The organism is Enterobacter cloacae complex sp. I1M (assembly GCF_014982425.1).
Lineage (GTDB): Bacteria > Pseudomonadota > Gammaproteobacteria > Enterobacterales > Enterobacteriaceae > Enterobacter > Enterobacter intestinihominis.
In genome coordinates this window covers 1-12,690 of the sequence record NZ_JADCLG010000017.1, presented here as the reverse complement: position 1 = coordinate 12,690, position 12,690 = coordinate 1, and the positions used below count along the sequence as shown (strand labels likewise).

The window sequence follows — 12,690 nt, the reverse complement described above, 5'->3', positions numbered from 1 at the left end:
ATGGGAGCAGATAAAGACGTCGGCCGGGACGTCAAAAAAACCGGCATAATTATCGTGACTGTCATTTTTCTGATACTTGCGGTTGGATTTTTACTGGTTTCCTGGATGAGCGCACCGCAGGCGGTATCCAGAATCAATGTGGACAAAGCTGCAGGAGGTTCAGGAAAAACGGCGCCGGAAACGCCGCAGTACCATAAAATACTTCGCGAAAACAATGAAGCTGGTGCAAAACAGGCCCAGGCCGAAAACTCAAGCTTTATTGCTTCAATAAGCTCCGGCACCGTTCGTCAGGTTCCCCCAATAGATGCGACCCCAGCGCCACCACCTGCGCCTAAGCAAGTTCAGGAAGTTCAGCTTGCTCCGCAGCAACATATGCCCCAGCAAGGCCTGGACCCTGATCGTAAAAAGGCACTGGAAGACTTATTAAAAAAACTTGTTGCGTATCGTGAAGCTCCCACTGGTGAACTGGCAGGCGTCGCCGGCAATATGACCGTAACCGCCGGAGCACAGGCAGGAAATGCCGGAGAAAGCAGAAGCGTTAACGCCTATTCAGGATGGACGGAAAGTCTGGCACCAGTAACTGTACAACCGGCATCTTATAACTCTGGCCAGAATGCTAATCGCGTTTTAATCCCCGCGGGAAGCCGCCCCGGGGCGGTGATTGATACTGAGATTGACTCCGACAATACCAATTCGGATGTACTGGCTCATATCCCCGCCGGTCCTTATCAAGGGGCTCAGTTGATGGCCAGAGGAATTCAGCTTGCAGGAGACGGGGTTAAGATCCATTTCAACCAGATGACCTGGAATGGAGACACATGGCGAGTCGATGTTTCGGCAGCTATGCCTGATACGCTTCGCTCTTCCGTTGCCTCGAGCGTGAATAATCGATACGGCAGCCGCGTTATATTGCCGGCAATCGCTCACGGCCTAGGGCTTGGTGGCCAGCTCTATGCCAGTGCCAATACTCAGATACTGAGTAATGGTTACAATCAGATTGAGGGCCGTGTTGGTATGCCAAATGGTGAAGCTGTCGCCGGTACCATTTTAGGTGGTGCAGCTCAACAGGCAGGCCAGGTGATCGCAAACGATGCTCAGAAGTTACCCGTGAAGCAGGTGATTGTCGACCGGGGCCAACCTGTAGCGCTTCTCTTCATGTCTGCTGTGACAGAAAACGACCGAATCACTAACTCCACTCCAACCAGCACAAACACAGGTACTCGCCAGCCTTCGGCCGGGACTTTACTACCTGCAGCACAACCCTAAGGGGCCATCATGAAAGAAAGTTATTTTGATCCGGACCTGGAGCCGGAGGATTCCGCATTACCTGAAGTTAATGCAATACCCGCAAATGAGCTGGATACCCCATCAGACACGGCGGCGGCAAAGGAAGTACCTGCAGCAGCTAAATGGGGGCTGTGGGGTTATGACCTTAAAACGCTATTGCTTGCCGGCGCTGCCGTGATTGCACTTCTGGCGTATGCATTTTGGCCAGATGAACCGCCAGCCCGGGCGCTTATTCCTGATTCACCCGCATCTGCTCAGCAGGAGGCGAAAACAGAGCAAGACCTGCACACATCCGGCAAACAGGACGAAGAACTGAATTCAGCCAGCCCAGATGGCATACCGGAGCCTATGCCATCCCGGTCACTGGCTGAAGACCCTGACCGGGAACTTATTGGTCTGACAGGTTCCGTTGATAACAAGGAGGTCAGTGAGCTTAAGGAATATGGCGAAGCCAACCGGCAGGCAATAACGCTTCTGAATGACAGGGTAAAGGATAGCGAAAAACGCCTGGCTGATATCGAGGCGAAGTTAAATACCCTCAGTACAAAGCAGGCGTTAGCGCCTCAGAAGGCCCCCACCTCAACGACCGCTCACCGGGTGAAAAACGTATCAACAGCCGGCAGTAGCGGCCTCAAAGGCTGGCGCATTAACACCGTTTATCCGGGCATGGCCTGGATAACTCACAACGGCAGTACATGGTCCGTCCAACCCGGGGATAAGGTAAATGGCCTGACAATTCGCAGTATTGATGCTGAGCGCCGAATTGTCGTAACCAGTAAAGGCGTGATTCGCCAGGGGGATTGATGGACGCCATCCAAATCCTGGTCCATGTAGCTGACAACCTGAAGACCAGCGGCATACGTCTCATTCTGGCGCTGGGGGTATTTTTTGGTGCTTTGGGCTGTCTGGCCACATTGATATCGGTCATCAAACGCTCCCGCAGTGGCAAACCGGCAAATGGCATGAAAGCCCTGGCGTCATTCTGCCTGGGCGGCGCTCTCATCGCCTTACAGCAAATGATGAATAAAGCGGCACATACCCTGAGTTTTGGGGATGTGTCATTGGATGCGATTGCCTATGCACCGGAATCCATGGGGCAGGCAAAGCTGGCCATCGATGCCGTGTTAACACTGCTCCGTGCCGTCGGGTTCTTGTTTTTCTACATGGGTCTTCAACGCATGAAAAGGTCTCTGGTTGATGGCCATACCGGTCTGTCTGCCCGGGAAGATGTGTCCACCGGCGCAGTAATCACAATTGTCGGCATCCTGCTGGCGTGTAATCCCCAACTGCTTGATGCACTGCAAAAAACTCTGGGTTTAACCTGGAATTAATTCAACAACAAAGAGGTAGTAAAAATGCGTAATTTCACACTGTTCCTTTCCGTTCGCATCCTGATGGCGCTCTCTTCACTGCGCGCACGTTTAGGAGCGGTCCTTGCTTTATTACTTGGGCCGCTAACTTTACCCGCGTATGCAGACGATGACATTTTCGGCATGTTTGACGGTGTGGCGGACAGCGCGGATAACTCGGGTAAAAGTATCCTCAAACTTGCCAAGTTCGGTGGGATTGGGTGCGTGGCAATTGGGATTTGTCTCTGGGTTGCTAAAAAGAAAAACCCTCAAATTGGTTGGGGATGGGTACTGACCTTCATGGGTGCAGGCTTCGTCATGATTGCCCTCGACCAGTTCATCAAAAAAGGCCAAACGACTATCAAGCTGAATCCAGTAGACGTCGGCTAAATCCTGAAACTATCGCTCCGGCCGCGCGCCGGAGCTTCACTCACTAATCCGGAGGAATACCCTTACCCATGAACATCGAAATTTATTATTCAGAAGCCCATGACCGTATTTACGCAGCTGAAATAGGAACAAAACAAGAGACAGACGTAACAGAGCAAGTTGTCAGAGCCATCATGGGTAAAATTGGCGGTATAGGTTATAAAATCCCGGTTCAGAGTCAGGGGAAAATCGTAGTTGAAATAGGAATGTTCCTGCCGGAGCAGCCTGAATGCTAAAACTTTCTGAAAGGTTATATCCCCTGTTCCCTATTGAAATTGAGGCATGTTTAGACGAAGAAAAAGATAATAAGCCGGATTCCCTGCTTATTAAGCCGCCTGAAAATGTGGCGTTTTGTTCAATCGTCGAACCCATTAGTGAGGAATTTCATTTCTGCGGGATCACGCGCGATGCATACGGTAACGATAATGAAATTTATCTTCTGCCAATAAATCGCCTTTCCGAACAGCTGATGGAACTACGTTCTTCAGCAGCTGATAACGAGCTTATAGAGCTTTTACTTAAGCGCTGCCGGCGATGGCTGCGTATGGATCTGGAATATCTGCGTTTAACGTTCCCGGTTAAACAGGAAACGTTCGATGTGGGTCAACAAATCTGGGGCCATGATATTGCGGCCCCCTCACCTGTTTTAACGCAGCGCGCACACCGACTCGCAGGCGGAAAATGTGTCATCTGCGAGTATCACAGCAGGCATAACACACTCTTTTTCAGAGACGGCAATCCGGATAATCAAGATGATGCAAATCTTGGCGTTGTTTGCCCGATTTGTGCGTGCAGTCGCCGTCTTAACAGTTTGGGGGCGAATGACGGTGTGATGGTTTATCTGCCTGAACTAAAACCAGAAGATCTCAGTCTCTTGTTAAGAACGGTAATCATTGCGCGAAAGCATGGAGATGATCGCCAGAAAAAGGGAGCCACAGCAGTTCTACACTGGCTAATCGAGCATCGAAAAGAAGCAGAGTCTTTCTGGGGTACGAGTCACCCAGGAGAGTTTGGGCAGGCGCTTATACAGGTTCCCGAGGAGAAAAGAGAAGAGCTACAACAGCGATTAAGACACATCGCTCTTATTCCAAACCCCGACATCTTTAACGATCACATTGAAAATCCGGCAGTTAAGCCAACAGCATGGCAATCTCTGCTAAAAGAATATCGCAGTCATCCCTGACCGCCCACCTGAGAGTAACTCCATGAAAAATCCTTTAGTCTCTGCGCTTAAATGCGTTGAAGAGGCGTTGGCCTACGCCTCTCGATATGCATTGGGACATGACTTCACCCGCTACTGCGACTTACGCACGACCATAGGACTGACCGACGATGACAAAAAACGCCGGCCGGAGATGAACGCCCCCTATATCTTCCTGACTGAGCAAGGGCATTACGCCAGTGTCTTTGAGGTAGAGGGGACCTACTGCCAGTTTAATGAGCAGGAGGCTTTAACAGAGGAAGAAAAGCGAGATCCCTCCCTGTTCAGTAATTACATCGACCGCCTTCAGAACCTCCTGAACAGTGAATTCAAGAATGTTGGCCATAAGCTGAGCTTTGTCTTTGAAAAGGACCCTGATAAAGCCGAAGAAGAGTTGCGTAAACTACTGGCTCACCAGTATCGCTCACTCAAACGTATGGGGCTTGATTTAACCGATATACTTGACGAGCGAATTGAAAAAATGGTGCCGTTTGTGGCCCGTGAGCGCGCATTTTTGGTGGTATACACCGCGCGTGAGGCGTTAGCCCCGACGGAAATAAAAGATGAGGAAAAAAGAAGAGAGACGATACTTAAAAACACTCCGGGTGCCCGTTATGGCCAAAATCCGGCATTCCAGGAACTGGAAGGTTTAAAAATCCGCCACGATACGTTCGTCAGCACCCTGGAAAACCAGTTTGGTAAGGGTGATTTCGGCACGCGTATTCGGTTAATGAATGCCCGTGAGCTTGGCTTTCATCTACGTGAGGAAGCAGAGAGAAATAGCACCTCATCGACATGGCGACCTTTTCTGCCCGGAGACATTAAATGGCCTCACGGATTGCCGAAAGGTGATGATCATTCTTCCCTGCTTGCCCCTCATCTTAATTACCAGCTGTTTAACAGTAAGCCTGAAGTTGAAGGTGATTTCATCCGTCTCGACGGTTTATGGCACTCAACTTTAGCCGTATCGCTCGGACCGCAGCAGCCTGAAACGTTCAGCCAGCTTTTCAGCAAAATGAGTCGCACCCTTCCCTGGCGTATACGAATGGATTTGATGCCTAATGGCCTCAACGTCCTGGGTGGGAAAAAACTGGTGCTGAGTATGGCAGCCCTCCTGCCGCCTATTCGACCGATCTATAACTCAGTTCAGTGGCTCGAAAATGCCGGCAAATCAGAGCCTGTATGCGTAATGACTATCTGCGCATCAACCTGGGGGCGCACAAAAGAGATTGTTAAACGAAACAGAACTCTTCTGAAGAAGGGTCTTCAGTCATGGGGTATTTGTGAGGTTACAGATACATTTGGCGATCCTGTTCGCGCCTGGGTATCAACGATGGTCGGTGCCAATGCGCTGAGTATTCCATCATTAATGTTTCCTCCACTTTCAGAAGCACTGGCGCTTCTGCCATTACAGCGACCGGCAACACCCTGGGCTGATGATGCCAGCATTATTTTTGGCACACCTGACGGCAAACCTTTCCCGGTCAAACTTGCGAGTAACCTTCAGACCAAATTTACTGAGATCGTGGCCGGGGAACCGGGAACCGGTAAATCTGTCGCGCTGGGTTCGTTGAGTGAGGCAATACTGTTTTCCGGCCAAAATAGCCTGCCGTTTTTATCTTACATAGATAAAGGGTTCTCGGCGCAGGGGCTGGTCAGGCTGATTCGTGACGCCCTTCCATCTCACCGGAAGCATGAAGTGGTTGGTCTGATTCTGGAAAACAGCCGTGAATATTGCAAAAACCCTTTTGATGTCCAGCTGGGAATGAAATACCCACTGACTCCTGAGAAAGAATATCTGGTCAATATTTGCGAAACGCTCTGTGTCAATCCGGAGAGTGGTATCCCACCTAATGCTCAGGATTGTCGCCAGATTCTCAGTAAGGTCATTGATAAAGCCTATGAATTTAATGCTGATAAACAACCGGTATTTTATGCGCAGACACTCGAACCGGAAGTAGACGAAGCCCTGGATAAGACGGGGATACGTCACGAATTCGATGAGACGTGGTGGAGTAAAGCTACATGGTACGAAGTTCGCGATTTGCTTTTTAAGAAAGGAGAGATCAAAGCTGCGACGAGAGCACATTACCAGGCAATGCCTGAGTTGAGCGACCTGCAGCTTTATCTCAATGACGAAGACGTCAAATCCCAGTATGGAGAGATCACGCGCCAAGGTAGTGGTGAAAAACTGCTGTCTTACATTGGTCGCTGCCTGGGTGACGCATTAAGTTCCTATAAAATGCTTGCCGGCAGAACGGTATTTGAACTTAATCCGGATACCCGTGTTATCGCAATCGACCTGAACAATGTCGTAGGTGGTAAAACCCGTGCCGGGCAAGTTAAAACTGGTCTCATGTATCTCTATGCTGGCCAGCTGGCCGCCGGGCACTTTGAGCTGCCCCAGTACCGCAACGAGCTCATGAGTCATTTGCCTGAAGCATACCGTCCTTTCCATCACGAACGTCTTGTTCAACTGGCGCAGGAGGTAAAAACCAAAATCTACGACGAGCTGCATAATGCGAAGGATATCCCATTCATTATGAACAAGCTGGTTACTCAGGATCTTGAAAACCGCAAATTCTTTATCCGCACCGTTTTAAGCTCTCAATACCTGAACCACTTCCCGCACGAAATACTGAAGTCTGCGAACAGCCTGTACCTGATGCAGGTCAGTCATGAAGATTTACCGCTCCTGACTGAGCATTTTGGTGTGCCGGCGCATACGGCTCAGGCTTTCCGGTATATCGGCTCGGGTGCATCTCCTGACGGCAGCGGAACCCACTTCCTCGCAGTATTCCGGCTCAAAACAGGGCGTGTGGTACAGATACTCAAAAATACCCTTGGCCCTAAAGAACTCTGGGCGCTGAACTCCACGCCGAAAGATGCTGCGCTACGCGATCAGCTGTACGAAATGCTTGATGGCCGCACCGCTCGCTCAATTCTTGCCGACGCCTTCCCTACGGGTAGCGCGGTTAAATTGATCGAATTACGCCAGAAAGAAGCGAAAGAGACAGACCACGGCAACGTGATTAACAGACTGGCCAGCGAGCTGATCGCCGCCCGCAGCCTGCAAATCTGATTCAGGAAACTCTATGAAGATAAAACTTTTGGCGGCCGTAACAGGCAGCCTGATGCTATCCAGCTTCACGGCATCCGCTTATACGGTCAACGTTAACAGCAGCATACCGATCACTACACAGGTTGTGCCTCAACTCTCAACGGCTAACGCGACGTTGGGCACTATTCTCACCACCAACCAACAAATAGGAGGGGCGATTAGCTCAGGTAATGACAAGATTGCCGCAATGATTCAGCAATCTACCGAGAACATGCAACAGTATGCGACGTATGCCCAACAGATTAAGAATCTGGAGGACGCCAGGCGCAGTTACACCGTTCCTGACTCGATCTGCAGCGAATCTTCGTCGGGCCAGGCAACACAAATTTCCCGTCAGGCCGGGGCTAAACAGGCAAGTTTGTCCCGCGGTGGGGGCGTTAACAGTTCCTCAGTCAAAAAAGCCCTTTCATCAAAATCTGATGCGCCAGAGAAGGACCTGTTTGCCACCGCTGACATCCACCGTAACTACTGCACCAAAGAGGACGCTGATGCCTGGGGAGACCTCTGTAACGGCGTATCCGATCTGCCCGGAGGCGATAAACAAATCCGCTCATTACTGGCTGGCGCCGGCCCGGAGGATAAAGCCCCGGAGCTCACATTTAGTCAGGAGCAAACCGACGCTGCAATGATGTACCTGAAAAACTCATCGCGCCGTAGTGTGGGAAGAGCGCTGAAAAAAGGTGAAGTCAAAACCGACAGCGGCCGACAGTACATAGGAATGATGACAGAACACGATTCAATCCAAAGTGCTGCTGAACAGCCTCAGCTGGCCATGGTTGCGGCCAGCCAGCCCAACGAAGCGACGAAAGATGTACTGGCAGAAACCCTGCAAACACCATCCAGCAAAGCATGGTATGACGCGAACGCCTCTGAAGAGGCAAAGCGTACCGGCATGATGTCTCTGCGTGAATTTGAGTCCTTCGAAGTAAACCGTCGCTATGCCAATACCGATTACCAGACCGACCTGCAGGGGATGGATGGTGATAACCTGGTACGCGAATCCATCCGTGTCCAGAGTCTTCAGAACGCTCTTCTTCTGGGTATTAAACAGCAGCTGCATGAGAACGCTATCCTGATCGGGCAACAGCTCAGCTTACAGGGCGCTCAATACTATGAACCACGTCTGGCGCAGAAACTGCAACAGGCTACTGCAGGGGCAACTCGTCAATGAAGAAAATTGGAAAAAAAGCATGGTTCACCGCCAACCTCGTCCTCCCGCTATGGGAGGCAGGTCGCATGGTTCACGCTGCCCGATACGCAGCAGAGAAAAATGCAGAGCGATTTCGCCGCCTAAAACCGGAAGCAACCAAAAAAGAAACCGAGACGCTCAGTTTTGATGAGGCCGTAGCCGCCAGCGGCCAGAGCCGTGAGTCGTTGATACGGCGATACCTGCTGGCTAAACGGATCTGGTTGATGATGTTCTTCATGACGGTCGGGATTTTGATGCTACTCCCGATCGTGACCCTGGCATCCGGTCTCCCTGTGTATGGGGTATTCCTGTTTCGGTTACTGAGCATGATGTTCATGCTGGCCGCGTTTGCCGGCATGCTGTTCGTAAATGCGATGAAAAATCAGTTTCGAATATGGCAACTGCTTAACAAGGAGTTAGGCCCGTTTATCCAGTGGCGAACCTCGCAAGCATGGATTAAAGACGTATTCACCTGGCGTTCCCCTGCCTGATTTCATCTATGCCGTCCTTCGGACGCGCATTCTGCTCGTTTTGGAAAAACTCTATGAAAAGACTGCTTCTGTTACTGGCCGCTCTCGGAGCGGTCAGTTTGTCGTTGCCAGCTTTTGCAGACAGTATCAATTACGACACCATTACCGGCGCCGCGACACGCAACTCTGACCTGTCTCGTCAGTTGCTTATCATGGTGTTTGGCGATGTTGTAAATAATCCTCTGCAACCGCAAAACGTCAGTTTTATAGGCCTGTTATATGGTGTCTTTAACGCCATTATCGCTGGTCTCGCATTTATCTGGTTTATGGCGATCACACTGCGTGCCACCGTACTGACCGGCAATCGCGGGAGAGTATTTGGACAGGGGAATACAATGATGGCGCCGGTGTCCTCACTGGCTGGCTTCATGGCCCTAGTACCAACGCCTTCCGGATGGTCCATATCCAATCTGGCATTCTTGTGGATGGCCTCGATTATGGGTGTTGGCAGCGCCAACCTTCTTACCGACAAGGCTGCTGATGCAATCATGGATGGTCAGTCTCTGATAATGCAACCCGTCGCCGGTGAGACCATCACTGCTGCACGCGGAATATTTGACATGTATCTGTGCAAAGTGGCGCTTAACACTGAACAGGCTGAAATGCACCAGGTTGGGAGCAGCAATACGCCCGCAATGTCTGAGCAGCACTCCTCCGATGGGCGCGAGATTCGTATTACGAACGGCAGCGCTATATGTGGGAGCGCAGAACTTCCGCAAACCAAAGACAGTGACTCATGGTTCTCTTTTAGCGTGCCGATAAACTCCGGGCCACTTGAAAATGCACAGATGAGCGCCTTTTCGGAGATCAATAACACTCTCTCCAGCAGTGCCGAAAACTTTGTTAGTGCGTGGAAAAGTTACCAGGAGGGAGGTCAGTCCAGACTCCCTGATGTGGAAGCGGAAATCCAACAAGCAGCACGGCGCTATGAAGACACCATAACAGCGGCAGCAGCAAGCGTGAATAATGAAGGAACGATTCGCAATGAACTTGCAAACTACCTCAAGCAAAGCGGTTGGATCGCTCTCGGTGCCTGGTACCAGTCTTTTGCAACAGCAAATCAGAAAGTAAATTCTATTGCCAACAAAAGTCCTGTAGTAACCGGTCAGTCAAATTTAGGTGAGGTTGGAGTAGGAAAGCTTCATCAAGAAATACGTTCAGCCCTAGCCGCACAAAGGAAAAATTCCAGCTACACCCCTCCTCTTGGTTCGGTTAATGCCGCAGGGAATGAGAATTTTGAGGATGTACAAACGGCTAATGATGCAATACTAAAAATAATGCCCAGCTCTCAAAAATTAACCAGCTGGATTATTAACTCAGTTATGACTGATAAAAATAGTGATAACTCTGAGCAAATTAATCCTATGCTAAAAATGAAAGCAATAGGCGATTACACCTTAGTATCTGCTCAACTCACCTTCACCGCCTTTACTGCAGCAAAAGCGGCAGTTGATTGGGCCTCAGCTGACGGGAACGGAATTGCGAAGATAATTAACACAGTTTCTGGTGTTGGTTATATAGCTAAAAGCATAATGAGTTCTGTTTCCCCGGTGGTGTACTTCATTCTCTTCATACTACTGAGCATCGGGTTTTCTCTTTCGATATTTCTGCCATTCATACCGTTGATATATTGGATCACAGCCTGCACGTCCTGGCTTGGTAGCGTGTTAATCGGTACAACTGCAGGGTCTTTGTGGGCCGCGACCCATATTGGGACGGAAGAGGATAAAGGTAGTCGCGCTAATTATGGCTATATCTTCCTCATAGATGCTGCTATTCGTCCATCCCTTATGGTGTTTGGGTTCTTCTTTGCAAGCCTCGTAGTTGTCGCCATAGGTACGCTTCTGAACATGCTAATTACCCCAGCACTCGCAAACGTGCAGGCTGATTCAGTAACCGGTCTGGCAAGTATCATCGGGATTTTGATGATCTATGCTCGTCTGTGTACCACGTTGGTTTCGTCAGCATTTAGCCTTCAGGTTTACTTACCCGATTACGTGATAGCCTGGCTTGGAGGACGGGAAGCTGCTCAAATGATGAAAGGTGCCGTTGAATCAACCCGCAGTATGTTTGCAGGATTTGGCGGTAAAGCTGGACAAGCACCAGGCCTGAAAAGAATCGACTCGGTTAAACCAGGGGATGATGCCAACGGGTTTAAATAATGCGATTACCGCCGCAAAAAAGACCTATATTTAGGTCTTTTTTGTGCTACATTTAGATCAGCACCTTCATCTGATACCTGAGGTAAGCATGCCAAACACTATTCATAGCGACACAACGGCAAGTGTCAGCGAACTGAAGAAAAATCCCATGGCCACAGTCAAAGCCGGCGCGGGTTATCCGGTGGCGATAATGAACCACAACCAGCCTGCTTTCTACTGTGTACCTGCTGAACTCTATGAAAAGATGCTGGAATATATCGACGATCAGGAACTCGCTGCGCTGGTTGAAAAGCGGAGCAATCAAGCCCTGCATGACGTTGAGCTGGATCAGTATCTATGACCTATAAGATTAAGTTCAGGACTGACGCACTCAAAGAGTGGAATCATCTTGATAAATCTATCCAGCAACAATTTGCTAAAAAGCTAAAGGCATGTGCAGAAAATCCTCATATACCTTCGGCAAAACTGAGGGGAATGCCTGACTGCTACAAAATAAAATTGCGTGCCTCAGGCTTCCGGCTTGTTTATCAGGTTATCAATGATGAATTAATCATTGCTGTCGTTGCAGTTGGAAAACGGGAGCATAGTCAAGTTTACAATCTGGCCAGCAAACGGCTCAGATAGATATCAGGAAGATAAATATGTCAGTTAAACACTTTGACACTTACAGCAAAAATTGGCCCGTAGCTGTGACTGGAGTTTTATCCATTGGCTATCTGTTTGTTGTTTTACCCTTCCATTTCGCTTATGGCTTCTGGCTGTTTTCAATGCTAGACAGCCCGAGATATGGCTTACGCCCGCAAGATTATTCGCAGGCAGTATTTGTATGGATTTCATTAGCTATTGCCATTTGCCTGACGTGTTACTGTATATATAAGCAAAGAAAAAATCTCAAAGCGTTCTCCAATTTCTTCCGCGAATCAGGATTAAATAACCCCTCGCCACAAAATATTGCCATGAATCGCACTGGCTGGGGTTACCTGGGGCTTGATACGCAAAAAGGGACTATTCTCTACATCAGCCACCCGGAGACGTCCATTCTGAACTTCTTTTTCCCACGCGACGTTCGTGTAATGGGGTTTGGAATGTATGACTGGAAATCAGTCGAACTTGAGGGTAACAGGCTGACAATTTATACCGGTAATCCAGAGCTCCCAACGGTCTCAATTACTTCCGGTAAAGCAGCAATGCTCTACGAGAAAATCAATGCCATGCGTCATCAACAGTGGAAATACGAGTATGACGTGCCCGGATGCGTTGAGCTCCAAGCTAAGAAAATCGCAGAAGCAAATGGCCTGAACCTGGTGCTACCGCCACAGTAACACTCTTCCACAGCAACATCCTCCGCGCATATCTACTTCGGGGCACCCTATTCAGGGTGCCTCTTCTTTATATCTGAATACTGCAGGGTCCTCTCATGGC

General features: G+C 49.6%; 13 protein-coding genes. All 13 read left to right on the top strand.

The genetic code is table 11. The features are described from left to right. The 13 genes from traO (at nucleotide 1) to excA (ending at nucleotide 12,590) form a co-directional block, all read left to right on the top strand. Nucleotides 1–1,266, top strand: coding sequence for a conjugal transfer protein TraO (traO, locus tag INF86_RS10515; RefSeq protein ID WP_096989100.1), 1,266 nt, complete (start codon nucleotides 1–3; stop codon nucleotides 1,264–1,266). Between the two features lie 9 nt (nucleotides 1,267–1,275). Beyond that, nucleotides 1,276–2,091 carry a hypothetical protein gene (locus INF86_RS10510; protein WP_193543495.1) on the top strand — a complete coding sequence of 272 codons (816 nt, stop codon included), beginning with the start codon at nucleotides 1,276–1,278 and terminating at the stop codon, nucleotides 2,089–2,091. Beyond that, nucleotides 2,091–2,618: a conjugal transfer protein TraQ gene (gene traQ, locus INF86_RS10505; protein WP_193543494.1), complete on the top strand. Its 528-nt coding sequence runs from the start codon at nucleotides 2,091–2,093 to the stop codon at nucleotides 2,616–2,618. The genes INF86_RS10510 and traQ overlap by 1 nt, the downstream gene beginning before the upstream one ends. 24 nt (nucleotides 2,619–2,642) lie before the next feature. Further along, entirely contained in the window at nucleotides 2,643–3,026 is a 384-nt protein-coding gene (locus tag INF86_RS10500) for a DUF6750 family protein (RefSeq protein WP_193543493.1), read from the top strand. A gap of 68 nt (nucleotides 3,027–3,094) precedes the next feature. After that, nucleotides 3,095–3,301, top strand: a complete 207-nt coding sequence (locus tag INF86_RS10495) for a hypothetical protein (RefSeq protein ID WP_193543492.1) — start codon at nucleotides 3,095–3,097, stop codon at nucleotides 3,299–3,301. Next, the gene (locus tag INF86_RS10490) at nucleotides 3,295–4,248 is read left to right on the top strand and encodes a hypothetical protein (RefSeq protein WP_193543491.1); all 954 of its coding nucleotides are present in this window, start codon (nucleotides 3,295–3,297) and stop codon (nucleotides 4,246–4,248) included. Before INF86_RS10495 ends, INF86_RS10490 begins: the two co-directional genes overlap by 7 nt. A gap of 22 nt (nucleotides 4,249–4,270) precedes the next feature. Continuing rightward, nucleotides 4,271–7,348 (top strand): ATP-binding protein, encoded by a 3,078-nt coding sequence (locus INF86_RS10485; RefSeq protein ID WP_193543490.1) that lies wholly within the window; start codon nucleotides 4,271–4,273, stop codon nucleotides 7,346–7,348. A gap of 13 nt (nucleotides 7,349–7,361) precedes the next feature. After that, nucleotides 7,362–8,558, top strand: a complete 1,197-nt coding sequence (gene traW / locus INF86_RS10480) for a conjugal transfer protein TraW (RefSeq protein WP_193543489.1) — start codon at nucleotides 7,362–7,364, stop codon at nucleotides 8,556–8,558. Continuing rightward, the gene (traX, locus tag INF86_RS10475) at nucleotides 8,555–9,067 is read left to right on the top strand and encodes a conjugal transfer protein TraX (RefSeq protein ID WP_043139516.1); all 513 of its coding nucleotides are present in this window, start codon (nucleotides 8,555–8,557) and stop codon (nucleotides 9,065–9,067) included. The genes traW and traX overlap by 4 nt, the downstream gene beginning before the upstream one ends. A 53-nt stretch (nucleotides 9,068–9,120) precedes the next feature. Then, nucleotides 9,121–11,268, top strand: coding sequence for a DotA/TraY family protein (locus INF86_RS10470; RefSeq protein ID WP_193543488.1), 2,148 nt, complete (start codon nucleotides 9,121–9,123; stop codon nucleotides 11,266–11,268). Between the two features lie 88 nt (nucleotides 11,269–11,356). Further along, nucleotides 11,357–11,608, top strand: a complete 252-nt coding sequence (locus tag INF86_RS10465; RefSeq protein WP_043139525.1) for a type II toxin-antitoxin system Phd/YefM family antitoxin — start codon at nucleotides 11,357–11,359, stop codon at nucleotides 11,606–11,608. Then, nucleotides 11,605–11,892 carry a type II toxin-antitoxin system RelE/ParE family toxin gene (locus INF86_RS10460; protein ID WP_043139530.1) on the top strand — a complete coding sequence of 96 codons (288 nt, stop codon included), beginning with the start codon at nucleotides 11,605–11,607 and terminating at the stop codon, nucleotides 11,890–11,892. Before INF86_RS10465 ends, INF86_RS10460 begins: the two co-directional genes overlap by 4 nt. A 17-nt stretch (nucleotides 11,893–11,909) precedes the next feature. Next, on the top strand, nucleotides 11,910–12,590 hold the full coding sequence (gene excA / locus INF86_RS10455) for a plasmid IncI1-type surface exclusion protein ExcA (RefSeq protein ID WP_043139535.1): 681 nt from the start codon (nucleotides 11,910–11,912) through the stop codon (nucleotides 12,588–12,590). Nucleotides 12,591–12,690 lie beyond the last annotated feature (100 nt).